The 26,409-nt window shown below is 66.2% G+C and carries 24 protein-coding genes and 1 tRNA gene; 10 read left to right on the forward strand and 15 right to left on the reverse strand.

Going from position 1 to position 26,409, the window contains the following annotated elements; translation table 11 throughout:
• Nucleotides 1-20: 20 nt before the first annotated feature.
• The gene (gene rplU, locus KDW55_RS19970; protein WP_006025184.1) at nt 21-332 is read right to left on the reverse strand and encodes a 50S ribosomal protein L21; all 312 of its coding nucleotides are present in this window, start codon (nt 330-332) and stop codon (nt 21-23) included.
• 210 nt (nt 333-542) lie between these two features.
• Here rplU and KDW55_RS19975 point away from each other — a divergent pair, with 210 nt between their 5' ends.
• From KDW55_RS19975 to KDW55_RS20015, 9 genes are all read left to right on the forward strand, one after another.
• The gene (locus tag KDW55_RS19975; protein WP_059547873.1) at nt 543-1,538 is read left to right on the forward strand and encodes a polyprenyl synthetase family protein; all 996 of its coding nucleotides are present in this window, start codon (nt 543-545) and stop codon (nt 1,536-1,538) included.
• Nucleotides 1,539-1,687: 149 nt separating this feature from the next.
• Nucleotides 1,688-1,764, forward strand: a tRNA-Pro gene (locus KDW55_RS19980).
• Nucleotides 1,765-1,913: 149 nt separating this feature from the next.
• Nucleotides 1,914-3,203, forward strand: coding sequence for an HlyC/CorC family transporter (locus KDW55_RS19985; protein WP_080294558.1), 1,290 nt, complete (start codon nt 1,914-1,916; stop codon nt 3,201-3,203).
• Nucleotides 3,204-3,299: 96 nt separating this feature from the next.
• Entirely contained in the window at nt 3,300-4,577 is a 1,278-nt protein-coding gene (locus KDW55_RS19990; protein ID WP_212160883.1) for an ATPase, T2SS/T4P/T4SS family, read from the forward strand.
• Between the two features lie 5 nt (nt 4,578-4,582).
• The gene (locus KDW55_RS19995; RefSeq protein WP_212148840.1) at nt 4,583-5,788 is read left to right on the forward strand and encodes a type II secretion system F family protein; all 1,206 of its coding nucleotides are present in this window, start codon (nt 4,583-4,585) and stop codon (nt 5,786-5,788) included.
• A 44-nt stretch (nt 5,789-5,832) separates the two neighbouring features.
• Nucleotides 5,833-6,744 (forward strand): A24 family peptidase, encoded by a 912-nt coding sequence (locus KDW55_RS20000; RefSeq protein ID WP_059547879.1) that lies wholly within the window; start codon nt 5,833-5,835, stop codon nt 6,742-6,744.
• Between the two features lie 84 nt (nt 6,745-6,828).
• Nucleotides 6,829-7,437, forward strand: coding sequence for a dephospho-CoA kinase (gene coaE / locus KDW55_RS20005; RefSeq protein WP_040143335.1), 609 nt, complete (start codon nt 6,829-6,831; stop codon nt 7,435-7,437).
• Between the two features lie 106 nt (nt 7,438-7,543).
• Nucleotides 7,544-8,299, forward strand: a complete 756-nt coding sequence (gene zapD / locus KDW55_RS20010; RefSeq protein ID WP_040143334.1) for a cell division protein ZapD — start codon at nt 7,544-7,546, stop codon at nt 8,297-8,299.
• A 28-nt stretch (nt 8,300-8,327) separates the two neighbouring features.
• The gene (locus KDW55_RS20015) at nt 8,328-8,528 is read left to right on the forward strand and encodes a DNA gyrase inhibitor YacG (RefSeq protein ID WP_039317342.1); all 201 of its coding nucleotides are present in this window, start codon (nt 8,328-8,330) and stop codon (nt 8,526-8,528) included.
• 60 nt (nt 8,529-8,588) lie between these two features.
• On the opposite strand, the gene KDW55_RS20020 is transcribed toward KDW55_RS20015, so the two are convergent.
• The 4 genes from KDW55_RS20020 to secA form a co-directional block, all read right to left on the reverse strand.
• Nucleotides 8,589-9,047 carry an NUDIX domain-containing protein gene (locus tag KDW55_RS20020; RefSeq protein WP_040143331.1) on the reverse strand — a complete coding sequence of 153 codons (459 nt, stop codon included), beginning with the start codon at nt 9,045-9,047 and terminating at the stop codon, nt 8,589-8,591.
• The gene (locus tag KDW55_RS20025) at nt 9,044-9,913 is read right to left on the reverse strand and encodes an ATP-binding protein (protein ID WP_212160882.1); all 870 of its coding nucleotides are present in this window, start codon (nt 9,911-9,913) and stop codon (nt 9,044-9,046) included. Before KDW55_RS20025 ends, KDW55_RS20020 begins: the two co-directional genes overlap by 4 nt.
• A 19-nt stretch (nt 9,914-9,932) precedes the next feature.
• Nucleotides 9,933-11,174 carry a bifunctional glutamate N-acetyltransferase/amino-acid acetyltransferase ArgJ gene (gene argJ, locus KDW55_RS20030; protein WP_040143328.1) on the reverse strand — a complete coding sequence of 414 codons (1,242 nt, stop codon included), beginning with the start codon at nt 11,172-11,174 and terminating at the stop codon, nt 9,933-9,935.
• Nucleotides 11,175-11,321: 147 nt separating this feature from the next.
• Nucleotides 11,322-14,120, reverse strand: coding sequence for a preprotein translocase subunit SecA (gene secA / locus KDW55_RS20035; RefSeq protein WP_040143327.1), 2,799 nt, complete (start codon nt 14,118-14,120; stop codon nt 11,322-11,324).
• A 267-nt stretch (nt 14,121-14,387) separates the two neighbouring features.
• Here secA and KDW55_RS20040 point away from each other — a divergent pair, with 267 nt between their 5' ends.
• Complete coding sequence (locus tag KDW55_RS20040; protein ID WP_209821390.1) at nt 14,388-14,867, forward strand: DUF721 domain-containing protein; 480 nt, start codon at nt 14,388-14,390, stop codon at nt 14,865-14,867.
• Between the two features lie 97 nt (nt 14,868-14,964).
• Here the strand turns inward: KDW55_RS20040 and lpxC are convergent, their stop codons facing one another.
• The 10 genes from lpxC to murD all read right to left on the reverse strand — a co-directional run bounded on the left by lpxC (nt 14,965) and on the right by murD (nt 26,384).
• Nucleotides 14,965-15,882, reverse strand: coding sequence for a UDP-3-O-acyl-N-acetylglucosamine deacetylase (gene lpxC / locus KDW55_RS20045; RefSeq protein WP_069241916.1), 918 nt, complete (start codon nt 15,880-15,882; stop codon nt 14,965-14,967).
• A gap of 239 nt (nt 15,883-16,121) precedes the next feature.
• Complete coding sequence (locus KDW55_RS20050) at nt 16,122-16,628, reverse strand: peroxiredoxin (protein WP_040143324.1); 507 nt, start codon at nt 16,626-16,628, stop codon at nt 16,122-16,124.
• Nucleotides 16,629-16,816: 188 nt separating this feature from the next.
• Nucleotides 16,817-18,013 (reverse strand): cell division protein FtsZ, encoded by a 1,197-nt coding sequence (ftsZ, locus tag KDW55_RS20055; RefSeq protein ID WP_011883181.1) that lies wholly within the window; start codon nt 18,011-18,013, stop codon nt 16,817-16,819.
• 111 nt (nt 18,014-18,124) lie between these two features.
• Complete coding sequence (gene ftsA, locus KDW55_RS20060) at nt 18,125-19,357, reverse strand: cell division protein FtsA (RefSeq protein ID WP_006752447.1); 1,233 nt, start codon at nt 19,355-19,357, stop codon at nt 18,125-18,127.
• 26 nt (nt 19,358-19,383) lie between these two features.
• Entirely contained in the window at nt 19,384-20,136 is a 753-nt protein-coding gene (locus KDW55_RS20065; protein WP_069240947.1) for a cell division protein FtsQ/DivIB, read from the reverse strand.
• Between the two features lie 19 nt (nt 20,137-20,155).
• The gene (locus tag KDW55_RS20070; RefSeq protein WP_040143319.1) at nt 20,156-21,097 is read right to left on the reverse strand and encodes a D-alanine--D-alanine ligase; all 942 of its coding nucleotides are present in this window, start codon (nt 21,095-21,097) and stop codon (nt 20,156-20,158) included.
• A gap of 1 nt (nt 21,098) precedes the next feature.
• On the reverse strand, nt 21,099-22,496 hold the full coding sequence (murC, locus tag KDW55_RS20075) for a UDP-N-acetylmuramate--L-alanine ligase (RefSeq protein ID WP_040143317.1): 1,398 nt from the start codon (nt 22,494-22,496) through the stop codon (nt 21,099-21,101).
• The gene (gene murG, locus KDW55_RS20080) at nt 22,493-23,596 is read right to left on the reverse strand and encodes an undecaprenyldiphospho-muramoylpentapeptide beta-N-acetylglucosaminyltransferase (protein WP_212160879.1); all 1,104 of its coding nucleotides are present in this window, start codon (nt 23,594-23,596) and stop codon (nt 22,493-22,495) included. The genes murC and murG overlap by 4 nt, the downstream gene beginning before the upstream one ends.
• Nucleotides 23,593-24,876 (reverse strand): putative lipid II flippase FtsW, encoded by a 1,284-nt coding sequence (ftsW, locus tag KDW55_RS20085; protein ID WP_040143314.1) that lies wholly within the window; start codon nt 24,874-24,876, stop codon nt 23,593-23,595. Before ftsW ends, murG begins: the two co-directional genes overlap by 4 nt.
• On the reverse strand, nt 24,873-26,384 hold the full coding sequence (gene murD, locus KDW55_RS20090; RefSeq protein ID WP_212160878.1) for a UDP-N-acetylmuramoyl-L-alanine--D-glutamate ligase: 1,512 nt from the start codon (nt 26,382-26,384) through the stop codon (nt 24,873-24,875). The genes ftsW and murD overlap by 4 nt, the downstream gene beginning before the upstream one ends.
• Nucleotides 26,385-26,409 lie beyond the last annotated feature (25 nt).

Consider the following 26,409-nt stretch of genomic DNA (forward strand, 5'->3'; position numbering starts at 1 on the left):
TTGCTCCTTTACCGAGGCGCTTACGCGTTGATCGCGTCGATGCGCAGCTCAGTGTAGTTCTGGCGGTGGCCGCCGTGCTTTTGGTAGTGCTTCCGGCGACGCATCTTGAAGATGGTGACCTTGGCATGACGACCGTGCGACACAACGGTGGCCTTGACGGAAGCCCCACTGACCAGCGGCGTACCGAACTTAATCGATTCGCCTTCGCCCACTGCGAGAACCTGGTCGAGCGTGATTTCAGCGTCAATGTCAGCCGGTATCTGTTCTACTTTGAGTTTTTCGCCAACGGCAACCTTGTACTGCTTGCCGCCGGTTTTTATGACCGCGTACATTGAGAACCTCACTCTGGATCCAATTTTTCCGCACACCACGCGCGGAAAACACGTGATTATACATGGGCTTAGCACCCAAGTCAAAGCCGATCCACGATTGCCGCGCGCGAGCCCTGCCCGGATGGCCAAAATCGACGTGCCAGCGCGTCCCGCAGACCGGGATATGGCGGATTCGACTTATAATCCGCGGCATCACCCATTTCGATCATCATGTCGTCGTCCACCGCCTCCCCCACCCTCAGCGCCGCCCACCTGCTCGCTCCGATCGCCAGCGACATGGAGCAGGTGAATCGCGTTATCCGGCAAAGCCTCGCGTCCGACGTGCTGCTGATCAACCAGATCGCCGAGTACATCATCGGCGCGGGCGGCAAGCGATTGCGTCCGGCGCTGCTGCTGCTCGTCGCCGGCGCGCTCGGCGAGACGTCGCACCAGCGGCACGTGCTGGCCGCCGTCGTCGAGTTCATCCATACGGCCACGCTGCTGCATGACGACGTCGTCGACGAATCCGAATTGCGGCGCGGCCGCCAGACGGCCAACGCGCTGTTCGGCAACGCGGCGAGCGTGCTGGTGGGCGACTATCTCTACTCGCGCTCGTTCGAGATGATGGTCGGCGTCGGCAAGATGCGCGTGATGGAGATCCTGTCGGAAGCGACGACGATCATTTCAGAAGGCGAAGTGCTGCAGCTTCTGAACATGCACGACGCGGACGTCGACGAAACGCGCTACATGCAGGTGATCCGCTACAAGACGGCGAAGCTGTTCGAGGCCTCCGCACGTCTCGGCGCAGTGCTCGCGGGTGCCGACGCCCCGACCGAGGCCGCCGCTGCCGAATATGGCCGCCGGATCGGCACCGCGTTTCAGATCATGGACGACTGGCTCGACTACGCTGGCACGGCCGAAGCGATGGGCAAGAATGCCGGCGACGACCTGCGCGAAGGCAAGCCGACGCTGCCGCTCATCTATCTGATCGAACGCGGCACGCCCGAACAGTCCGCGCTCGCGCGCGAGGCAATCGAACAAGGCGGCACCGACCGCTTCGACACGATCTTCGACGCAATCACGCGTTCGGGCGCGCTCGACCATACGCTCGAATGCGCACGACAGGAAGCGCAGGCCGCCGCCGAGGCGATCGCCGCGTTCCCCGACTCGATCTACAAGGAAAGCCTGCTCGGTTTGTGCTCATACTCGACGTCGCGGCAGTCGTAAACGCGCGGCAAACAGCAAGCGATACCTGGTCTCGAAAAATTTCTTCACCAAGGTATTCCCTTTTAGAAAAAACATCGTTATAGTTACGTTCTTGCTTGTGACGACGCAGCGATTCTTAACGAAGACAGCGGAGTCGAAAAAGCAAAAATCGGGGTGTAGCTTAGCCTGGTAGAGCGCTACGTTCGGGACGTAGAGGCCGGAGGTTCGAATCCTCTCACCCCGACCAGATTTGAAAAAACCGTGCACCATGTGCACGGTTTTTTTTCGTCTTCTTGCGGCCACATCGCGCAGGCTCCCTGCGTCGCGCGACACATCGCGGCCGCCGGCCTCTGCTATATTCCCCCCATCCCTGTCCTTCACTGCCCTTTCCGACGCGTGGACCAAATTCCCTTATGGGCGCAAATCGGCGCCGTCTTCCTGCTTCTCCTCTGTTCCAGCTTCTTTTCCATTTCCGAGACCGCGATGATGGCGCTCAACCGACACCGGTTGAAACATCTCGCCGGCAAGGGCGTGCTCGGCGCGAAAACCACGCAGGGCCTGCTCACGCGCACCGACCTGCTGCTCAGCGTGATTCTGATCGGCAACAATCTGTTCAACACGATCATCCCGGTTCTGACGACTTCGCTCGCGCTGCACACGTTCGGCCGTAACAATCTCGCGCTGTCGATCGCGACCGGCATCGTCGCGTTCCTGATCATCGTGTTCGCGGAAATCGCGCCGAAGATCGTCGGCGCGACCTTTCCCGAGCGCATCGCGCTGCCCGCGAGTCTCGTGATCGCGCCGCTGATGCGCGTGTTCAAGCCAGTGGTGTGGTTCGTCAATGCGCTCGCGAACGGCGTGCTCTGGGTGCTGCGCATCAATACGAAGAAGGGCCGCGACCAGCGGATGTCGCCCGACGAACTGCGCGCGATCGTGCTCGAGTCGAGCAGCTTCATGCCGACCAAGCACCGCAGCATCCTGCTCAACCTGTTCGACCTCGAGAACATCACGGTCGACGACGTGATGGTGCCGCGCCGCCAGATCGAATCGCTGAACTTCTACGCGCCGCTCGACGAGATCCTGCATCAGCTCGAGACCTGCTATCACAACCGCCTCGTCGTCTACGAAGGCGACATCGACAAGGTGCTCGGCGTGCTGCACGTGCGCAAGACGCTTACCGCCCTGCACAACCAGGATTTCGATCGCGAAACGCTGCGCACACTGCTCGCGGAGCCGTACTATGTGCCGTCGGGCACGCCGGTCGTTCAGCAGTTGCAGTATTTCCAGGAAAGCCGCCAGCGCACCGCGCTCGTCGTCAACGAGTACGGCGAACTCGAGGGGCTGGTCACGCCCGAGGACATCATCGAAGAACTGATCGGCGAATTCACCACGTCGATGCCGCGCGGCGAACGCGCGCGCGGCTGGAACGAGAACGGCGAATGCATCGTCGCGGCGAGCATGCCGCTGCGCGAACTGAACCGCTGGCTGCACCTGCACCTGCCCACCGACGGGCCGAAGACGCTCAACGGCCTGATCCTCGAAGTGCTCGAGGAAATTCCGGAAGGCGACGTTTGCGTGAAGATCGGCGACGTGATGCTCGAGGTCATGCGCAGCGACGATCAGGCCGTGCGCACGGTCAAACTCTTCAAGCCGCGCGGCGCCCGCACGCGCGCCGCCGCCCGCTAGCCGCTAGCCGCTAGCCGAACGGCAGACTGTCGGCGGCGCCCGCGATACGCGACCATTTACCGGTCACGATCAACAGGCGGCCGAGCGCCGGCTCACATGCATATCCCTCCTTCCGGGGCGCCGCCGCGCACGCAGCCGTCGCCCATCTCCTCCCACCGCCCGACGGCCGAGCGAGTCCGTTCGCTCGATGCAACGCAGCTCGACGACTCGCCGGCGGTACGGCTGCTGACCGACACACTGCACGCCGCGCGCGTGCGCAACGCGTCCGACATCCACATTGAACCGTTCGAAGCCGGCTGGCGGATCCGCCTGCGCATCGACGGCGTCCTGCACGTACACGCGCAACCGCCCGCTCATCTGCGCGACGCGCTCGTCACGCGGACCAAGGTGCTCGCGCGCATGGACATCGCGGAACGGCGGCTGCCGCAGGACGGCCGGTTGCGCATCGCGATCGACGGCGGCGTGCGGGCCGACTACCGCGTCAGTTCGCTGCCGACACTGTTCGGCGAGAAACTCGTGCTGCGCCGCCTCGACACGCTACCGCCCGATCTCACGCTCGCGCGCCTCGGCTTCAATGCGCGGCAGGCTGAGGCAATGGAGGCCGCGATTCGCGCGCCGCACGGTCTCGTGCTCGTCACCGGTCCGACCGGCAGCGGCAAAACGCTGTCGCTCTACTGCGCGCTGCAGATGCTCGATCGCGACACGCACAACGTATGCACGGTCGAAGATCCGGCCGAGATTCAGCTGGACGGGATCAATCAGGTCGGCGTCGCGGAAAAGGCCGGCCTCACGTTCGCGACGGCGCTGCGCGCGCTGCTGCGGCAGGACCCGGACGTCATCATGGTCGGGGAAATTCGCGACGCGGAAACCGCCGACGTCGCGATCAAGGCCGCGCAGACGGGGCACCTCGTGCTGTCGACGCTGCATACGAACGATGCGCCAGCAGCCGTCGCGCGACTGCTCGACATCGGCGTCGCACCGTACAACCTCGCGGCCGCGTTGCGGCTCGTTACCGCGCAGCGCCTCGTTCGGCGTCTGTGCACCACGTGCCGCGTGCGCTCGGATGCACCGGTGCGCGCACTGCGCGACGCGGGTTGCGAGCCGGCGGCGCTGGAGGCCGGATGGCGCCCGTTCGTCGCGCGCGGCTGTGCCGCCTGCCACGGCATCGGTTATCGAGGCCGGATCGGTCTGCACCAGACGATGCCGGTGTCCGCTGCGTTGGCCGAGCGCATCGTCGCGCGCGCAAGCGTCGGCGCCCTCGCGCAATGCGCGGCGGCCGAGGGTGTACGCAGTCTGCGCGACGCCGCGCTCGCACACGTTCGCGACGGCACGACGAGCGTCGCGGAAGCGCTGGCCGCGACGTCCGAAGCGTAGTCGCGATGCCGGTGCCGCCGCACGAAACCCGCTTCGCGTGGCGCGGCCGCCGTCGCGACGGCTCGCCATGCCGCGGAAACGTGATCGCATTCGACGCCGCCGCTGCACGCGCGGCGCTCGCACGCGACGGCATCGCCGTGCTGGCGCTCGACGCGCGCGGCAAGGCGCGGCCGCCCGTCGCCGGCGCGCGTGACGTCACCCGCTTCACGCGTCAGCTCGCAAGCTTGCTGCAGGCCGGGCTGCCGCTCGCACCGTCGCTCGAGATGCTCGCCCGCACCCGCACGCACGACGGGTTCCCGCGCATCGCCGCCGGCCTCGCACGCGAGATCATTGGCGGACAACGTTTCGCCGCCGCGCTCGCGCGCTATCCGGCGCAGTTCGGTACGCTGTACCGCCAGTTGATCGAAGTGGGCGAAGCGTCGGGCGCGCTCGGCTCCGTGCTGACACGCGTCGCGGAGCACCGCGAACGCGCGGACGCGCAATGGCGCAAGCTCTGTGCCGCGCTCGCATATCCGGTCGCCGTCATCGCGTTCGCGCTCGCGATCTCGGCCGCACTGATGATTTGGGTCGTACCGACGTTCCGTCAGATTTTCGACGGCTTCGGCGCGACGCTGCCGGCGCCAACCCGCGCGCTGCTCGCGATCTCGTCTGCGACGTCGGCCTGGGGCGGCACGTTCGCCGCAGCGGCCGCGGTGGCCGGACTCGCCGCACGCCATGCGCTGCGGCGCTCGCCAACGTTGCGCCATGCGGTCGCCCGACAGGCGCTGAATGCACCGCTCGTCGGCGGCGCGCTCACGCGGTTCGCGACCGCGCGGTGGTGCCGCTCGCTTGCGACGCTGCTCGGCGCGGGCGTCCCGCTTGCCGATGCATTCTCGACGCTCGAGCACACGGCCGGCCATCCGGTGTTCGAACAGGCCACCGCGCAGATCGCGGCACGCGTGCTGCGTGGTGCGCGCCTTGCCGACGCGATGCACGCGGCCGGCTGCTTCCCGGACGACGTCGTCCAGCCGATCGCCGTCGCGGAGGAAATAGGCGCGCTCGACACGATGCTCGCGGACATCGCCGCGCTCTGCGAGCGTCAGCTCGATGCTCGCCTCGATGCACTCGCCGCGCTCGGCGAGCCGCTGATCGTGGTCGTGCTGGGCGCCCTCGTCGGCGGCCTCGTGATCGCGATGTATCTGCCCATCCTTCAGCTGGGCAACGTGGTGTAGCATCGCAACCGATTCTGTCGCCTTTAAAGCCCCAACCCGAGGCCATGACGCCCGCGCCCCTGACCACCGTCTTCGATTCGCCCGCCGGCACGTTGCTCGCGCTGGCGATGCTGCCGCCTGCGGTGCAGTATGCATTCGCCGTCGTCCTCGGCCTGTGCGTCGGAAGCTTCGTGAATGTCGTCGTGCACCGGGTACCGGTGATGATGCAGCGCGCATGGCAGGCCGAAATCGCCGAGGCGACGGGCGCGGCGAGCGCGGCGCCGGACGACGGCTATCCGCCGCACTACGATCTGTGGCGCCCGCGCAGCGCCTGCCCGCATTGCGGCCACGTGCTGCGCGCATGGGAAAACATCCCGCTCGTCAGCTACTTGCTGTTGCGTGGCCGCTGCCGTCAGTGCGGCCATGCGATCGGCGTGCGCTATCCGCTCGTCGAGCTCGCCGGTGCGCTTCTCGCCGCCGCCTCGCTCGCCGCCTTCGGCCCCACCGTCGTGGCTCTCGCAGCGTTCGGGCTCTGCGCCGCACTGCTCGCGATGAGCGCGATCGATATCCGTACCGGCTACCTGCCCGATTCGATGACGCTGCCGCTGCTGTGGGCAGGCCTCGCACTGAATCTCGGCGGCACGTTCACGTCGCTGCGTTCGGCCGTGATCGGTGCGATGGCCGGCTACCTGTTCCTTTGGTCCATCTACTGGCTGTTCAAATGGCTGCGCGGGATCGAGGGCATCGGCTTCGGCGATCTGAAGCTGCTCGCCGCGCTCGGCGCCTGGATGGGCTGGGCCGCGCTGCCGCAGGTCGTGCTGTTCGCCGCGGTGACGGGCGCGATCGTCGGCCTCGTCGCGACCTGGCGCGGCCGCATGCGCTTCGAGGAGCCGATTCCGTTCGGCCCGTTCCTGGCCGCGGGCGGTGTGGCGACACTATTTTTCGGCACCCCTTTCTATTCGGCGCTCGGCGGTTGACGTGATGCGCTGCGCGCCTTCGCTTCGTTGTCAGCGTCGCAGCCTCGCACGCCACTTGCGTGCAGCGGTCCGGCGGAGGTTCACATGTTTGCAATAGGACTCACCGGCGGCATCGGCAGCGGCAAGACGACCGTCGCCGACATGTTCGCCGCGCGCGGCGCATCGGTCGTCGATACCGATCTGATCGCGCACCGTATCACCGCCCCTGGTGGGCTCGCGATGCCGGCGATCGAGCACGCGTTCGGGCCGGACTTCGTCGCCGCCGACGGCTCTCTCGATCGCGCCAGGATGCGCGCACTGATTTTCAGCGACGACGACGCACGACGCCGGCTCGAAGCGATCACGCATCCGCTGATCCGCGCGCAGACGGATCGCGAAGCCCGCGCCGCGCAGGGCCCTTACGTGATGTTCGTGGTGCCGTTGCTCGTCGAGTCAGGCAATTGGAAGACTCGCAGCAACCGCGTGCTGGTGGTCGACTGTCCGGTCGAAACGCAGATCGCGCGCGTGATGCGGCGCAACGGTTTCACGCGCGAACAGGTCGAGGCGATCATCGCGAGACAGGCAACGCGCGACGCGCGTCTCGCGGCCGCCGACGACGTGATCGTCAACGACGCGGCGACGCCAGCCATGCTCGCCGCGCAGGTCGATGCACTGCACCAACGCTATCTCGAATTCGCAGCCGCCGCGCAGTGACGCCGCGCGATCGTGATGGTGTACGAAATTGGCGCGTTGCTAGGGTAGTGAGTGAGCATTAGAATGTCCTGCATTGTTTCAATTCCTACCCGAGAGGCGAGCGCGCTTGATTCTTTACGAGTATCCGTTCAACGAGCGAATTCGCACGCTGTTGCGCCTCGAGGACTTATTCGAGCGCTTCGCGTTCTTTTTGGCTCAGGAGGACGCGCGCGAACATCACGTCGCGCTGACGACGCTGTTCGAAATCGCCGAGGTCACGGGCCGCGCCGACCTGAAATCGGATCTGATGAAGGAGCTCGAACGTCAGCGCCAGACGCTCGCTCCGTTTCGCGGCAATCCGGGCATCGAACAGAATGCGCTGGAAGCCGTGCTCGGCGAAATCGAGCAGACGCTCGCGAATCTCGCGCAGATGCAGGGCAAGACAGGCCAGCATCTGGTCGACAACGAGTGGCTCGCGAGCATCCGCAGCCGAGCGGTGATTCCCGGCGGCACGTGCAAATTCGACCTGCCGTCGTATTACGCGTGGCAACAATGGCCGGCCGAACAGCGGCGCCATGACATCACGAAATGGATCATGCCGCTGCTGCCGCTGCGCGACGCCGCGGCGATCGTGCTGCGTCTCGCGCGCGAGTCGGGCCAGGCTTCGAAGGTGATGGCGATGCAGGGCAGCTACCAGCAGATGCTGTCGGGGCGCAGCTACCAGTTGATGCAGGTGCGCGTGTCGCCGGAGCTGCGCGTGATTCCCGAGGCGAGCGCCAACAAATACATGCTGTGGGTACGGTTCACCATGCAGGACGGCGACGTGCGGCCGCGTGCGGTGGACATCGACGTGCCGTTCCATCTGACACTCTGCAATCTGTAACGGCCGCGTGCCGGCTCGACGCTTTCGTATGACTACCGTTGTGAAATGTCCTTCGTGCGGCGCGGAAGTGCGCTGGACGCCGGAAAACAAGTTCCGCCCGTTCTGTTCGGCCCGCTGCAAGCAGCTCGATCTCGGCGCATGGGCGGCGGAAAAGTATCGGATCGGCGGCTCGTCCGACGAAGGTCCGTCGTCGGAAGAAGACGGCACCGACGGCCGCCGCGACAGCTAAGCAGCACAGGGCTACCTCGTCCGTCGATATGGCCCGCGTTTCACGCGGGCCGCAACGGCGTCATTGCGACGCCGCTTCCTTCTCGAGCAGTTCCAGCACCGGCAACGCGGCCGGCAACAGAGGCGCGACGTCGACCGGCAGTTCCTGCCACACGAACGCCTGCCCTTCCTTGCTGTGCGGCTCGCCCGTCCAGCCCGTCACCTTGCAGAAATAGAGCCGCACGTATGCATGCGGATAGTCGTGCTCGAGCGTATGCCAGCGATGGCTGGCCGTGACGACGATGCCCAGCTCCTCATGGAGTTCGCGGGCGAGCGCGTCCTCGACGCTTTCGCCCGCTTCGAGCTTGCCGCCCGGAAACTCCCAGTAACCTTCATACGGCTTGCCCTGCAGGCGCTGCGCGAGCAGATAACGGCAGCGGCCGACCGGGCCGTCCGGCCGCACCATTACACCGACAGCGACTTCCGTCACCTTGCGGCCGTCGGGCGCGCGCGCCGCGCCTACTGCGGAATCCACACTCATGCCTGCTCCTTGCGGCCCGACCAGTCGCGCGCGAACTGCCACGCGACGCGCCCCGAGCGCGAACCGCGCTCGAGCGCCCAGACCAGCGCATCGCCGCGTGCCGCGTCGATCTCGGTATCCGCGCAGCCGAAATGGCGCAGCCAGTGTCCAACGATGTCGAGGTAGTCGTCCTGCTTGAACGGGTAGAAGCTGACCCACAGGCCGAAGCGCTCCGACAGCGAGATCTTTTCCTCGACGACTTCGCCCGGGTGGATCTCGCCGTCCGGCAGATGCTTGTACGACTCGTTGTCGCTCATGTACTCGGGCAGCAGATGGCGGCGGTTCGACGTCGCGTAGATCAGCACGTTGTCCGACTGCGCAGCGATCGAGCCGTCGAGCGCGACCTTCAGCGCCTTGTAGCCGGACTCGCCTTCCTCGAACGACAGGTCGTCGCAAAACACGATGAACCGCTCCGGACGCTGCGAGATCAGCTCGACGATGTCGCCGAGATCGTGCAGGTCGTCCTTGTCGACTTCGATGAGGCGCAGGCCTTCCTTCGCATACGCGTTCAGGCACGCCTTGATCAGCGACGACTTGCCGGTGCCGCGCGCGCCCGTCAGCAGCACGTTGTTCGCCGGCTTGCGCTGCACGAACTGTCGCGTGTTCTGTTCGATCAGCCCCTTCTGACGATCGATGTTGCGCAGGTCGCCGAGCGTGATCGACGACGCTGCCGGCACCGGCTGCAGATAGCCGCGCCCCTGACGCTTGCGCCAGCGGAAGGCCGTGGCTGCATTCCAGTCGACAGCGGCCGGCGCCGGCGGCAGCATCCCTTCGAGGCGGCCGAGCAGCGCTTCGGCTCGCGTCAGAAACTGTTCGAGCTTGTCCATGTCGTTCGAGCGCCCCCGATCAGGAGCGATAGTCCGCGTTGATGCTCACGTAGTCGTGCGACAGATCGCACGTCCAGATCGTAGCCTGCGCGTCGCCGCGGCCAAGCAGCACGCGAATCGTGATTTCGCTCTGCTTCATCACGCGCTGGCCGTCCTCTTCCTGGTACGCGGGATTGCGGCCGCCGGCCTTCGCGACGAGCACGTCGTCCAGATAGAGATCGATCTTGCCGACGTCGAGATCGGTGACGCCCGCATAGCCGATCGCAGCGAGAATCCGGCCGAGGTTGGGGTCGGATGCGTAGAAGGCCGTCTTCACGAGCGGCGAATGGCCGATCGCATAAGCGATCTGACGGCATTCGGCAACACTCTTGCCGCCCTCCACCTGCACCGTCATGAATTTCGTCGCACCTTCGCCGTCGCGCACGATCAGCTGCGACAACTCCTGCGCGACCTGCGTGACCGCGTCGCGCAGCGCCGCATAGGCCGGCGAGTCGGTCGACGCGATCGCGGGCAGCGTGCTCTTGCCCGACGCGATCAGAATGAACGAGTCGTTCGTCGACGTATCGCCGTCGATCGTGATGCAGTTGAACGAGCGATCGGCCACTTCCTTCACGAGTGTGTCGAGCACCGGCTGCGCGACGTTCGCGTCGAAGGCGAGGAAGCCGAGCATCGTCGCCATGTTGGGCTTGATCATCCCGGCGCCCTTGCTGATGCCGGTCAGCGTGACCGTGTGGCCGTCGATCGTCACTTGGCGCGACGCAGCCTTCGGCAGCGTATCGGTCGTCATGATCGCCTGCGCGGCGTCGTACCAGTTCGCGGCCTTGCGGTTTGCGAGCGCAGCCGGCAGCCCGGCCTTCAGGCGGTCAATCGGCAGCGGCTCGAGAATCACGCCGGTCGAGAACGGCAGCACCTGAGCGGCGTCGAGGCCGGCGAGGCGCGCGAGTTCCGCGCACGTTTCGCGGGTGTTCGCGAGGCCCGGCTCGCCGGTGCCCGCATTCGCATTGCCGGTGTTCACCACGAGTGCACGGATGCCAGCCCCGCCCGCGCGCACCTTGGCCAGATGTTCGCGGCACACGATCACCGGCGCGGCGCAAAAACGGTTCTCGGTGAATACGCCTGCGACCGTCGCCCCTTCGTCGACGGAAATGACCAGCACGTCCTTGCGATTCGGCTTGCGGATGTTCGCTTCCGCCCAGCCGAGCGTGACGCCGGCGACGGGATGCAATTGGGCGGGATCGATCGACGGAAAATTGACAGCCATGGGGCACACCTGCCGGATGGAAAATGCCGGCACACGCCGGCATCGATTGGAAGAACCGGCGGCCGCGGAACCGGGCCGCCGCAACTCACATCACTGACTCGAAACTGCGAACGAACGACGCGGCGCACGCATGCGCGCCGCCGCCGATCATGACAGCTTACCGTGACATTGCTTGTACTTCTTGCCGCTGCCGCACGGGCACGGGTCGTTGCGGCCGACCTTCGGCATCTCGCCGGCGGGCCCGCCGTGGGTCATCGCGCTGCCGACCATGTCGGCGGTCGCCGTGGCCGCGGCGGCAGCCGCGACGTTCGCGACCGGCGCGCCGGCGTCCGCATAATCGGCGTGCTGATACTCGACGTTCTCCAGATGACCGCCGCGCTCTTCGATTTGCTCGGCGGCCTCCTCGAGCTGCTCCGGCGACTGGATCTGCACGTTCATCACGATGCGCGTGACTTCCTGCTTGATCGCATCGAGCATCGCGGCGAACAGCTCGAACGCTTCGCGCTTGTATTCCTGCTTCGGGTTCTTCTGCGCATAGCCGCGCAGATGGATGCCCTGACGCAGATGGTCGAGCGCGGCCAGGTGTTCACGCCACAGGCGGTCCACCGTCTGCAGCATCACCGAGCGCTCGAACGCGCTGAACGATTCGCGGCCGACCAGCGCGACCTTTGCCTCGTACTGCTCGTCGGCGGCGGTCGTCACGGCTTCGAGGATCTCGTCGGCGGTAATCGACGACGACTCGTTCACCATTTCCTGGATCGCGAGGTCGAGCTGCCAGTCGTTGCGCAGCGCTTCCTCGAGTTCGGGCACGTCCCACTGTTCCTCGATGCTGCCTTCCGGCACGAACTGGCGGACGACCTCGGCAATCACGCCGTGGCGCATCGCGGAAATCGTCTCGGTGATGTCGTGCGCTTCGAGCAATTCGTTACGCTGCTGGTAGATCACCTTGCGCTGGTCGTTCGACACGTCGTCGTATTCGAGCAGCTGCTTGCGGATGTCGAAGTTGCGTGCCTCGACCTTGCGCTGCGCGGATTCGATCGAACGCGTGACGATGCCGGCCTCGATCGCCTCGCCTTCCGGCATCTTCAGGCGATCCATGATCGAGCGCACGCGGTCGCCCGCGAAGATACGCAACAGCGGATCGTCGAGCGACAGGTAAAAGCGCGACGAGCCCGGATCGCCCTGGCGGCCCGCACGGCCGCGCAGCTGGTTGTCGATCCGGCGCGATTCGTGGCGCTCGGTGCCGATGATGTGCAGGCCGCCGGCGGCCTTCACCTGTTCGTGCAGCGTTTCCCACTCGTCGTGCAGTTGCTTGATACGGCGCGCTTTCTCGTCGGCCGGAATCGAGTCGTCGGCCTCGATGAACGCGGCCTGCTTCTCCGCGTTGCCGCCGAGCACGATGTCGGTACCGCGGCCGGCCATGTTCGTCGCGATCGTGATGCGCTTCGGACGGCCGGCTTCCGCGACGATTGCCGCTTCGCGCTCGTGCTGCTTCGCGTTCAGCACTTCGTGCGGCAGCCCGGCCTGCTTCAGCAGATGCGACAGCAGCTCCGAGTTTTCGATCGACGTCGTGCCGACCAGTACCGGCTGACCGCGCTCGTAGCACTCGCGAATGTCGCGGATCACCGCGTCGTAGCGCTCCTTGGCCGTCTTGTAGATCTGATCCTGCTTGTCGATCCGCTTCGGCGGACGATTGGTCGGGATCACGACCGTCTCGAGCCCGTAGATCTCGTTGAATTCGTACGCTTCGGTGTCCGCCGTGCCGGTCATGCCCGCGAGCTTCGCGTACATCCGGAAGTAATTCTGGAACGTGATCGATGCGAGCGTCTGGTTCTCGCTCTGGATCTTCACGTGCTCCTTCGCCTCGACCGCCTGGTGCAGGCCGTCGGACCAACGCCGGCCGGCCATCAGGCGGCCCGTGAATTCGTCGACGATCACCACTTCGCCGTTCTGCACGACATAGTGCTGATCCTTGTGGAACAGCGTGTGCGCGCGCAGCGCCGCATACACGTGGTGCATTAGCGTGATGTTCTGCGGCGCGTACAGGCTCTCGCCCTCGCCGATCAGGCCCCACTCGGCGAGCAGCCGCTCGGCCTTCTCGTGGCCCGACTCCGTCAGAAACACCTGGCGCGACTTCTCGTCGAGCGTGTAGTCGCCCGGTTTTTCGACGCCCGTGCCGTCGGCCTTCTCCTCGCCGATCTGGCGCTCGAGCAGCGGCGGCAGCGCGTTCATCCGGACGTACAGTTCGGTGTGGTCTTCCGCCTGACCCGAAATGATCAGCGGCGTACGCGCCTCGTCGATGAGGATCGAGTCGACTTCGTCGACGACGGCAAAATTCAGCGCCCGCTGCACACGCGCGTCGGTCTCGTAGACCATGTTGTCGCGCAGGTAGTCGAAGCCGAACTCGTTGTTCGTGCCGTACGTGATGTCCGCGGCGTAGGCCTGCTGCTTCTGCTCGTGCTCCATGCCGGACAGGTTGATGCCGACCGACAGACCGAGGAAGTTGTAGAGACGCGCCATCCATTCGGCGTCGCGCTGTGCGAGATAGTCGTTGACCGTCACGACGTGCACGCCGCGGCCGGCGAGCGCGTTCAGGTACACGGGCAGCGTCGCGACGAGCGTCTTGCCCTCGCCGGTGCGCATTTCGGCGATCTTGCCGTAGTGGAGCACCATGCCGCCGATCAGCTGCACGTCGAAGTGGCGCATTTTCAGCACGCGGCGGCTCGCTTCGCGGCAGACCGCGAACGCCTCCGGCAGCACCTTGTCGAGCGATTCGCCACCTGCGATCCGCTGGCGGAACTCGTCCGTTTTGCCGCGCAACTGGTCGTCCGTCAGCTTCTCGATCTGCGGTTCGAGCGCATTGATCGTCGCGACGGTCTTTTGGTATTGCTTGACGAGCCGCTGGTTGCGGCTGCCAAAAATTTTCTGGAGAAAACCGGTTGTCATCGGATCGGATCCTGCGTCGCAGCACCGGCGCCCGGCGCGTGTTGCGCGCCCCGACGCCCGAGCCTCGGCGGCTTAGCGAATTAGTGGAATCAAACGAGGAATTTTAGCACGCGGGGACGCATGCGCCGGTGTCCCGGCCGGACTCGCACCGCGCGCTCGGGCCGCACAGGCGACCGGTGCCCCGGCCCGAAAGCCGCGCGTGCTTGAACCGGCGCAGGTACAATCGGCGACAACGTCCGCGCGCGTGCGCGCTCGAAGAATGCCTCGATGAACCGATTTTCCAAGCGTTTCGGCCCGCTCCCCGCGTATCGCCCGCAACCCGTGTCCGAAGTGCTCAACCGCACCGACGCGTTCGCGGCGCTGCGCGCCGGCGTCGAGCAGGTCGCATCGCTGCAGCGCGACCTCTCCGCGCTCGTCCCCGACTATCTCGCGAATCATGTCGAACCGGGCTCCATCAAGGACGGCACCCTGACCCTCTTTGCCGCTCACAATGCGCTCGCCGCCCGGCTGCGGCAGGTGGAGCCGCGCCTGCTCGCCGATCTGCAAAAACGCGGCTGGCCGGTTGCGGCGCTGCGCGTGCGTGTGCGGCCGAAGGATGCGCCGCAGCCGCCGCACGTGAAGCAGGCGCGCATGACGACCGTCGGCGCCGCCGCGTTGCGCGAGCTCGCCGATCACCTGGAGCCGTCGCCGCTGCAGGCCGCGCTGGCGCGAATGGCTGCCCGGCACGGCGCGAAGTCGTCGCGCTGAGTTCGCGCCTCGGTCATTCGCCTAATCGCACGCGACGGCCGCCCAACGAAAAAAGCGACCCCAGGGTCGCTTTTTTATTGCTCGTGCGGAGCGCCGATCAGGCGAATGCCGTCTGCGTGTCGAACGCGAAGCCGCCCGGTGCGGCCTGCGGATCGTCGAACGTGACGATCTCGTACGAGTCTTCGTGCGCGAGCAGTTCGCGCAGCAGCGCGTTGTTCAGCCCGTGGCCCGACTTGTACGCCGTGTATGACGCGAGCAGCGGATGGCCGACCACGTACAGGTCGCCGATCGCGTCGAGCATCTTGTGCTTCACGAATTCGTCGTCGTAACGCAGCCCGTCGTTGTTCAGGATCCGGTACTCGTCGAGCACGATCGCATTGTCCATGCTGCCGCCGCGAGCCAGGCCCAGCTCGCGCATCATCTCGACTTCGTGCGCGAAGCCGAACGTGCGCGCACGTGCGATCTCGCGCACGTACGACGTGTTCGCGAAGTCGACCTCGAGTTCCTGGCCGGTCTTGTCGACGGCCGGGTGACGGAAATCGATCGTGAACTTCAGCTTGAAGCCGAAATACGGATCGAGACGCGCGAACTTGTCGCCGTCGCGGATTTCAACCGGCTTCGTGACCTTGATGAAGCGCTTCGGCGCGTTCTGCTCCTCGATCCCTGCGGACTGGATCAGGAACACGAAGGACGCAGCGCTGCCGTCCATGATCGGGATTTCCTCGGCCGTCACGTCGACATAGAGATTGTCGATGCCGAGGCCGGCGCATGCCGACATCAGGTGTTCGACGGTCGACACGCGCGCGCCATCCTTCTGCAGCACCGACGCGAGCCGCGTGTCGCCAATCGACATCGCGGATGCCGGAATGTCGACGGGCGTGGGCAGGTCGACGCGCGCGAAAACGATCCCCGTGCCCGGCGCGGCCGGACGGAGCGTCAGTTCGACCTTGCGGCCCGAGTGGAGACCAATGCCCACGGTCTTCACGATCGATTTGATGGTGCGCTGCTTCAGCATGGTGTTCTTCAACTTGATTGAGATTTTCAATCAGGCGTTATATTCGATAGGTGGGATTATAGCGTAATTCCCTATTCGCCGCTGTTGGAAACTGCGTATATCTGTTTCGACTGTTTACCCGTGCCGATACGGAACGGGCCGACGCCCGGAACGGAGGCGTTTCCGGTCATCGACCCGTGTTACAACTGTCCCGAGGTCCGGTGAGCGGCGTTGCCGGCAAGCAACGACGCACCGCACGATCAGGACGTCAACGTCGCGAGCACGCTCGCCGCATCGCTCACTTCGAACTTGCCCGGCGCTTCGACGGCCAGCGTCTTGACCACACCGTCGTCGATCACCATCGCGTAGCGCAGGGAACGGATTCCCATGCCACGCGCGGACAAATCCTGCGTCAGCCCCAGCGCATGAGTGAAAGCAGCGCTGCCGTCCGCCATCATGCGCACCTTGCCCGCGGTGTGCAGATCACGTCCCCATGCGCCCATCACGAATGCGTCGTTGACGGACACGCACCAGATCTCGTCGATGCCGGCCGAGCGCAATTGCTCGGCATGCTCGACATAGCCCGGCACATGCTGCGCCGAACAGGTCGGCGTGAAAGCGCCCGGCAATCCGAAGATCACCACCCGCTTCCCCGCAACCTGATCGCGCACGCTGAAGGCGTTCGGCCCCAGCGTGCAGCCTGCGCGCGCGTCGTCGATGAACTCGAACAGTTGCGCGTCGGGCAGCGCGTCGCCCACTTGAATCATGGCTGGTCCCTCATAGCGATACGGTTTTCAGCGTATTGCGGACAGCACGGCCCATCCCGCTCCGCTCATGCGAAGAGGGCACGTCTCCCGGCCCGGCGTCGCATCCGACGCGGCCTGTCGTGGTCCGTGGCATCCGTCACGCCGGCGTTACCGCGGCAACCGTGCCGCGGCTTCGCCTGTGTGCGTCGTCAGTCAGCCTGCTTGCGCAGGAAAGCCGGAATGTCGTACGTGTCGACACCCTTCTCCTGCAGCGCCTGCACGTGCGATGCCGCGGTTTCGCGCGAATTGCGCCACACCGCCGGCGTATCGAGCGCGCCGTAGTCGGCCGTGCTGACGTGCTGCGGCTGTGCATAACCGTGCGAGACCGCACTGACCGGCTGATTGTCGGTACCCGTGCGCAGCAGCGTCATCGGAGCCGATTGCTGCTTCTTCGCCGCACGGCCCAGACCCGTCGCCACGACCGTCACACGCAATGCATCGCCCATCGCGTCGTCGTACACCGCACCGAAGATCACCGTCGCATCTTCCGCGGCGTAGCTCTTGATCGTGTTCATCACTTCGCGCGTTTCCGACAGGCGCAGCGAACGGCTCGACGTGATGTTGACCAGCACGCCGCGCGCGCCCGACAGATCGACGCCTTCCAGCAGCGGGCTTGCGACCGCCTGTTCCGCCGCGAGGCGTGCGCGATCGACGCCGGCGACCGTCGCCGTGCCCATCATCGCTTTGCCCTGCTCGCCCATCACCGTCTTCACGTCTTCGAAGTCGACGTTCACGAGGCCGTCGACGTTGATGATTTCGGCGATGCCCGCGACTGCGTTGTTCAACACGTCATCCGCGCACTGGAAGCACTTGTCCATTTCGGCGTCATCGCCCATCACGTCGAACAGCTTGTCGTTCAGGACGACGATCAGCGAGTCGACGTGATCCTCCAGTTGCTGCGAGCCTGCTTCCGCGACGCGCATGCGCTTGCCGCCTTCGAACTCGAACGGCTTGCTGACGACGCCGACCGTCAGGATGCCCATCTCTTTCGCGATCTGCGCGACCACCGGCGCGGCGCCCGTGCCCGTGCCGCCGCCCATGCCGGCCGTGATGAACACCATGTGCGCGCCGCGCAGTGCGTCGGCGATGCGCTCGCGCGCCTCTTCCGCCGCCGCCTTGCCCATTTCCGGCTTCGCGCCGGCGCCGAGGCCCGTGTTGCCCAGCTGGATCACGGACGGTGCGCGCGCACGCGACAGCGCCTGCGCGTCGGTGTTCATCACGATGAAATCGACGCCCTGCACGCCACGGTTGATCATGTGCTGAACGGCATTGCCGCCAGCGCCGCCAACGCCGACCACCTTGATGATGGTGCCGTTGGTTTCGGTTTCCAGCATTTCGAATTCCATTGTTGCCTCCGTCAAGAAAATAGAACTACTCGGCCGTTATTCGGCAGGAGATCGGGCAACCCCCTGTCGCGCGCCAGCCGCCGGCACCAGCGCGAATTTCGATTCGGTTCGTCAGAAGTTGCTCAGGAACCATTCCTTCATCCGCGAGAAAATCTGCCCCGCGTTGCCGGACTGCACGGCGACCTTGCGGCCGCGCATGCGCTGAGCGCTTCCTTCGACGAGCAGGCCCATCGCCGTCGAGTAGCGCGGATTGCGCACCACGTCGGCAAGGCCGCCTGCGTATTCCGGCGCGCCGATGCGCACCGGTTTCAGGAAAATGTCTTCGCCGAGCTCGACCATGCCCGGCATCATCGATGCGCCGCCGGTAATGACCACGCCGGAGCTCAGCAGTTCTTCGTAACCGGACTCGCGCACGACCTGCTGCACGAGCGAGAACAGCTCCTCGACGCGCGGCTCGATCACCGCCGCGAGCGCCTGGCGCGACAGCGTGCGCGGACCGCGTTCGCCGAGGCCCGGCACTTCGACCATCTCGTCCGGATCGGCGAGCGCCTGCTTCGCGATTCCGTAGCCGACCTTGATGTCTTCCGCGTCCGGCGTCGGCGTGCGCAGCGCCATCGCGATGTCGCTCGTGATCTGGTCGCCGGCGATCGGAATCACCGCCGTGTGACGGATCGCGCCTTCGGCGAAGATCGCGATGTCCGTCGTGCCGCCGCCGATGTCGACCAGCACCACGCCGAGATCCTTCTCGTCTTCCGTCAGCACCGCCAGCGACGACGCCAGCGGCTGCAGGATCAGGTCGTTCACTTCGAGCCCGCAGCGGCGCACGCACTTGACGATGTTCTGCGCGGCGCTGACCGCACCCGTCACGATGTGCACCTTCACCTCGAGACGGATGCCGCTCATCCCGATCGGCTCGCGCACGTCTTCCTGGCCGTCGATGATGAATTCCTGCGTGAGGATGTGCAGCACCTGCTGGTCGGTCGGGATGTTGATCGCCTTCGCGGTCTCGATCACGCGCGCGACGTCCGTCTGCGTGACTTCCTTGTCCTTGATCGCGACCATCCCGCTCGAGTTGAAGCTGCGGATATGGCTGCCCGCGATCCCCGTGAACACGTTGGTGATCTTGCAGTCGGCCATCAGCTCGGCTTCTTCGAGCGCGCGCTGGATCGACTGCACGGTGGCCTCGATGTTGACCACCACGCCCTTCTTCAGACCTTTCGATTCGCTCTGGCCGAGGCCGATCACCTCGTAATGGCCCTCGCCCTTCAGCTCGGCGACGATGGCCACCACCTTCGACGTGCCGATGTCGAGGGAAACCAGCAGATCCTTGTAGTCTTTGCTCATAAAGTGCTCTTGCGTGTGATCTCTCGTTACTTCTTGGGCTTGTCGGTATCGGTCAGGAACCGCATGCCTGCCGCACGAATCGCGAATCCGTTCGGATAACGCAGGTCCGCGTACTCGATGTCGTTGCCCCAACGCTCCGTGACTGCCGGCCATGCGGCGACGAGGCGCTGGCTCCGGTCGTGCAGCGTCTCGCTCGTGCGTTCCTTGCCGAGTTCGATCTGCATGCCGTTCGACAGCTTCACCGTCCACGCGTAGCGCGCCGACAGCGTCACTTCTTCCGGCGCCGCCTTAAGCGGCGCAAACCAGTTCGTGAAGTCGCGGTACCGCGTGACGACTTCCTTCGCACTGCCCTCCGGGCCGTCGAACGCGGGCAGTTCTTCATCCAGTTCGCCCTGGTTCGCGGTGAACAGCTCGCCGTCGACGCTCACGAGCTGCGCGCTGCCCCAGGTCCCGAGCGGTTTGTACTCCTCGAGCGTGACAGCGAGCGCATTCGGCCACACCCGCCGTACGCTCGCATGGCGCACCCACGGCATCTGCTCGAACGCGGCCCGCGCGGTGTCGAGGTCGACCGTGAAGAAATTCCCCTTCAGCCGTCCGACCACGCCCGCCCGCACCGTCGGCGTGTTGATGTGCTCGGTGTCGCCGTCGATCCGGATTTCGCGCAACGCGAACGTCGGACGCTGGATCAGCCAGTAGCAGCCGGCCGCCGCCAACACGAGCAGCAGCAGCGCGTATAGCGCGCTGGCGGCAAGGTTGAGTTGGCGAACGTTGTTCCACATACGTCGTTCCGTTCCTGCGTCAGTCGTTGAGCGTAAGCGACAGCACCTTCACGACCAGCTCCGAATAGCTGATGCCGATCGAGCGCGCGGCCTTCGGCGGCAGCGAATGGTCGGTCATTCCCGGGGCCGTGTTCACTTCGAGGAAATACGCGTTGCCCGCCGCATCCAGCATGAAATCCGCGCGACCCCAGTCGGTGCAGCCCAGCACGTCGAACGCGCGGCGCGCGATGCGCTTCAGTTCCGCTTCCTGTTCGGCAGGCAGCCCGCACGGAATCAGATACTGCGTATCGTCGGCCACGTACTTCGCGTGGTAGTCGTAGAACTCGCCGGCCGGCACGATCTTGATCAGCGGCAGGTCGAGGTCGCCGGCGATGCACGCGGTATATTCGCCGCCGCCTTCGATGCTCTTCTCGACAATGACGATCTTGTCGTGGGTCGCCGCTTCGGACAGTGCGGCGGGCAACGCGTCGGCCGTCTTCACCTTCAACACGGCAACGCTCGAGCCTTCGCTCGCCGGCTTCACGAACAGCGGGAGGCCGAGCTTCGCGACGATATCCGTCGCGCGCGCCGCATAATCGTCGCCGCGCATCACCGTTTCGAACGGCGGCGTCGGCACGCCCGTCTGCTGCCACACGAGCTTCGTGCGGAACTTGTCGAGGCCCAGTGCCGAGCCCAGGACGCCGCTGCCCGTGTAGCGGATTCCGTAGAAGTCGAGCGCGCCCTGGATCTGGCCGTTTTCGCCGTAGCCGCCGTGCAGCGCGTTGAACGCACGCACGAAGCCTTCGTCCTTCAGCGCCGACAGCGGCCGCTCGGCCGGGTCGAACGGATGCGCGTCGACGCCCGCATCGCGCAGGCCCTGCAGCACGAGACGGCCCGAGGTGAGCGACACCTCGCGCTCGGCGGATTCGCCGCCGAACAACACCGCCACCTTGCCGAAACGTTTCGGATCGATCCCGCTCATGTCATCCCTTCTGTTGCGTGTTCTGCACGATCTTCGCCGGCACGCCGCCGATCGAACCCGCGCCCATCGTGATCACCACGTCGCCGTTGCGGGCGACCGCGGCCAATGCATCCGGCACGTCGTCGACCGTCGCGACGAACACCGGGTCGACCTTCCCCACCGCGCGCAGCGCGCGCGACAGCGCGTCGCCGTTGGCCGTCGCGATCGCCGCCTCGCCGGCTGCGTAGACTTCCGTCAGTACCAGCGCGTCGACCGTCGACAGTACGTTGACGAAGTCGTCGAAGCAGTCGCGCGTACGCGTGTAGCGGTGCGGCTGGAACGCCAGCACGAGGCGGCGGCCCGGAAACGCGCCGCGCGCGGCCGCGATCGTCGCGGCCATCTCGACCGGGTGGTGGCCGTAGTCGTCGATCAGCGTGTACTGCCCGCCGTCCGCGCTCGGCACCTCGCCGTAGCGCTGGAAGCGCCGGCCGACGCCGTTGAATTCCGCCAGCGCGAGCTGGATCGCGTCGTCCGACACGCCGAGATCGGTTGCGATCGCGATCGCCGCGAGCGCGTTTTGCACGTTGTGCAGGCCCGGCAGGTTCAGCACGACCGCGAGCGGCGCGCGGCCTTCGCGGATCACCGTGAAGTGCATGCGGCCGTCGCGCGCGTCGATGTCTTCCGCGCGCACCTGCGCGTCCGGCGACATCCCGTAGCGCACGACGGGCTTCGAAATGAACGGGATGATTTGCCGCACGTTGGGATCGTCCACGCACACGACCGCGCTGCCGTAGAACGGCAGACGCTGCGTGAATTCGATGAACGCCTGCTTGAGCCGCGCGAAATCGTGGCCGTAGGTATCCATGTGGTCGGCGTCGATGTTCGTGATGACTTCGATCACCGGATACAGATTCAGGAAGGACGCGTCCGACTCGTCGGCTTCGGCGACGATGAAATCGCCCGTGCCGAGCCGCGCGTTCGCACCAGCACTGATCAGCCGGCCGCCGATCACGAAGGTCGGGTCCAGCCCGCCCGCCGCGAGCACGCTCGCGACGAGGCTCGTCGTCGTGGTCTTGCCGTGCGTGCCGGCAATCGCGATCCCCTGCTTCAGGCGCATCAGCTCCGCGAGCATCACCGCGCGCTGCACGATCGGCACGCGCTGATGGCGCGCGGCCAGCACTTCCGGATTGTCCGAACGCACGGCAGTCGATACGACGACCGCGTTCGCGCCGGCGATGTTCGCCGCGTCGTGGCCGATCGCGATGCGTGCGCCGAGCGCCTGCAGACGATCGGTCACCGCGTTGCGCGCCAGATCCGAGCCGCTGACCTCGTAGCCGAGATTGACGAGCACTTCGGCAATGCCGCTCATGCCCGCGCCGCCGATTCCGACGAAATGAATGTGTTTGACGATGTGTTTCATTGCAGTATTTCCAGGTTCGCGCCGGCCACCGTCGCGCAAATGCGCGCGACTTCGTCGGTGGCCTCGGGCTTCGCCAATGAGCGCGAACGCTCCGCCATGTCCGCGAGCGACGCCCGCGACTGGCCGCGCAGCCAGTCGGCGAGCAGTTCGGCCGACAGGTCGCGCTGTTGCACCAGCACCGCCGCTCCCGCATCGGCGAGGAAGGCGGCGTTGGTCGTCTGGTGATCGTCGACCGCGTACGGGAACGGCACGAACAGCGCCGCGACGCCAACCGCCGCGATCTCCGACACCGTCATCGCGCCGGAGCGGCAGATCACCAGATCCGCAGCTGCATACGCGCTCGCCATATCGTCGATGAACGGCACGAGGCGCACGTCGTCGCCTGCCGCGAAACCGGCCGCTTCGTAGTTCGCCTTCAGCGCGTCGATATGCTTCGCACCGGCCTGATGCACGACGCGCGGACGCTCGCCCGGCGCCAGCAGCGCCAGGGCGCGCGGCACGACTTCGTTCAGCGCCGCAGCGCCGAGGCTGCCGCCGACCACCAGCACGTTCAGCGGGCCGCTGCGCGACGCATAGCGTGCTTTGGGCGCTTCCGTGCGCGCAAGTTCCGCGCGAATCGGGTTGCCGGTCCATTCCGCGTGCGGCAGTGCATCGGGGAACGCGACCAGCACACGCTTCGCGAACTTCGCGAGCACCTTGTTCGCGAGCCCGGCGATCGAATTCTGTTCGTGCAGCACGAGCGGGCGGCCCGACAACGCGCTCATCACGCCCGCCGGGAACGTGATGTACCCGCCCATCCCGAGCACGACGTCCGGCCGCACGCGGCGCAACGCACCGAGGCTTTGCCAGCATGCGCGCAGCAGGTTCAACGGCAGCGCCAGCTTGGTCTTCAGGCCCTTGCCGCGCAGCCCGCCGAAGCGGACGTATTCCATCGGAATGCCGTGCTTCGGCACGAGCGTCGCTTCCATCCCGGCCGGATTGCCGAGCCACACGACGCGCCAGCCCGCCGCCTCCATCCGGTGCGCGACCGCGAGCCCCGGGAACACGTGGCCCCCGGTGCCGCCTGCCATCACCATCAGCGTGCGTCGCGACGCGGTCATACTTTTCCTCCGCGCATCAGCACCCGGTTCTCATAGTCCACCCGCAGCAGCACCGCGAGCGCGACGCAGTTCAGCAAGATGCCGGAGCCGCCGTAGCTCACGAGCGGCAGCGTCAGTCCCTTGGTCGGCAGCAGGCCGAGGTTCACGCCCATGTTGATGAAGGTCTGCGCACCGAACCAGATGCCGATACCCTTCGCCATCAGGCCCGCGAATGTGCGATCGAGCGCAAGCGCCTGGCGGCCGATCTCGAACGCGCGGCGCACGATCCAGTAGAACAGCAGGATCACGACCAGCACGCCGACGAAGCCGAGTTCCTCGCCGATCACTGCGAGGATGAAGTCGGTATGCGCTTCGGGCAGGTAGTTCAGCTTCTCGACGCTGCCGCCGAGGCCGACGCCGAACCATTCGCCGCGGCCGAACGCGATCAGCGAGTGCGTGAGCTGGTATGCCTTGCCCTGCGCGTAGCGTTCGTCCCACGGATCGAGATACGCGAAAATCCGCTCGCGGCGCCACGGCGACAGCCACACAAGCATCGTGAACGTGCCGACCGCCGTCGCGACCAGGCCGCCGAACAGCTTGCCGTTCACGCCGCCGAGGAACAGCACGCCCATTGCGATCGCCGCGACCACCATGAACGCGCCCATGTCCGGCTCGAGCAGCAGCAGCGCGCCGACGAGGCCCACCGCAAACGCCATCGGCAGAAAGCCCTTCGCGAAGCTCTGCATGTACTCCTGCTTGCGCACCGTGTAGTTCGCCGCGTAGATCGTCACCGCGAGCTTCATGATTTCCGACGGCTGCATGTTGGTAATGCCGAGCGGAATCCAGCGGCGTGCGCCGTTCACGCCCTTGCCGACGTGCGGGATCAGCACGATCACGAGGCCGACGAGAGCGATCAGGAACAGGTGCGGCGCGTACTTGTCCCACGTCGACACCGGCACGCGGAACGCGATCACCGCCGCGACGAACGCAACGACGAGCGATACGCAATGGCGCATCAGGAACGCGTAATCGTGATACGCGGCGTATTTCGGCGAATCGGGCATCGCGATCGACGCCGAATACACCATCACGACGCCGAGCCCGAGCAGCGCGATCGCGACCCACAGCAGCGAGTAATCGAAGTCGAGCATCCGCGAACGGCTCGGCCGCACGCCGTTGACGACGCTAGCAAGGCCGCCGGTCGCGGCGCGCGTGGCCGATGCGACGCGGCCGCCCGCGGCATTGCCGCCGGTGTCGCGCCGGTCGTTGAAACGGGAGACGAGGCGATCGGACCAGCTCATGGCGTCGCTCCTTTGTCGATGGCGACTTCATCCACCGCCGCCCGGAATACATCCGCGCGGTGGGCGTAATTCCTGAACATGTCGAGGCTCGCGCACGCTGGCGACAGCAACACCGCATCGCCCGGTTCGGCGAGCCCCGCTGCCGCGTGCACCGCCGCCTCGAGCGTCGGGTGATCCGCGAGCGGCACGCCGGTTTCCGCGAGCGTGTCGCGAATCGCGGGCGCGTCCCGGCCGATCAGCATCACCGCGCGGCACCAGCGCGCGACCGGCGCGACGAGCGGCCCGAAATCCTGACCCTTGCCGTCGCCGCCGGCGATCAGCACGGTCTTCTGCGCGAGCCCGTCGAGCGCGGCAACCGTCGCGCCGACGTTCGTTCCCTTGCTGTCGTCGACATAGTCGACGTCGTCGATTGTCGCGATCACTTCGACACGATGCGCTTCGCCGCGGTATTCGCGTAGCGCATGCAGCAGCGGCGCGGCCGGCAGGTCGATCGCTCGCGCAAGCGCGAACGCGGCCAGCGCATTCGCCGCGTTGTGCAACCCGCGGATGCGCAGCGCGTCGGCCGGCATCAGGCGCTTTTGAGCGATGTCGGGCGTATGCGCGCCGTCGCGCTTGCGCCGACGGGGCGTCGTCGTTTCGTCCGGCGCGTCGCGGTCGACCGCTTCGACGAGCCATGCGATGCCGTTGTCGCGCGACAGCCCGTAATCGCCGTCCTGCACCGGTTCGTTCAGGCCGAACGTGATCGTGCGCGCCGCGTCGGCGGCGCCGGCGGCCGACGCGAACCTCATCACGGCCGCATCATCGCGGTTCAGCACGCGCGTCGTCGTCGCGCCGAAGATCCGACCCTTCGCTGCCGCATACGCGTCGAAGCTGCCGTGCCAGTCGAGGTGATCCTGCGTGATGTTCAGAATCGCGGCCGCATCGGGCGCGAACGTGCGCGCGGTCTCGAGCTGGAAACTCGACAGTTCGAGCACCCAGACATCGGGCAGCGCCGTATCGTCGATCGCGCTCGCGAGCCGGTCGAGCATCGCGGGGCTGATGTTGCCTGCGACAGCGACCTTCTTGCCCGCGCGCTGGCACAGCAGGCCAGTAAGGCTCGTCGTCGTCGTCTTGCCGTTGGTGCCGGTAATCGCGAGCACCTTCGGCTGATAGCCGCTCGTGCCGAGCGCGCGCAGCGCCTGCGCGAAGAATTCCAGTTCGCCCCACACCGCGATGCCGCGCTCGTTCGCGGCCGCGATCAGCGCGGCCAGCGCGGGCTCGAGCGGCGACAGGCCGGGGCTCAGCCCGACGATCTCGATGCCCCCATCGAGCAGCGCCGGCGTGAACGGCCCGCCGACGAATTCCGCATCGATGCCTTCGGCCTGCAGCGCGGCAAGGTTCGGCGGCGCCTCGCGGGTATCGGCGATACGCAGCCGGCACCCGTGCCTCGCGCACCACCGCGCGATCGCGAGGCCCGATTCCCCGAGCCCCAGTACGAGCACCATCGGCCGCTGCCGATCTCCAAACATCTCGCCAGACATCCTTGTTACCTTT

Origin of the sequence: Burkholderia sp. AU19243, from assembly GCF_018148075.1 — a bacterium.
GTDB classification, from domain to species: domain Bacteria; phylum Pseudomonadota; class Gammaproteobacteria; order Burkholderiales; family Burkholderiaceae; genus Burkholderia; species Burkholderia latens_A.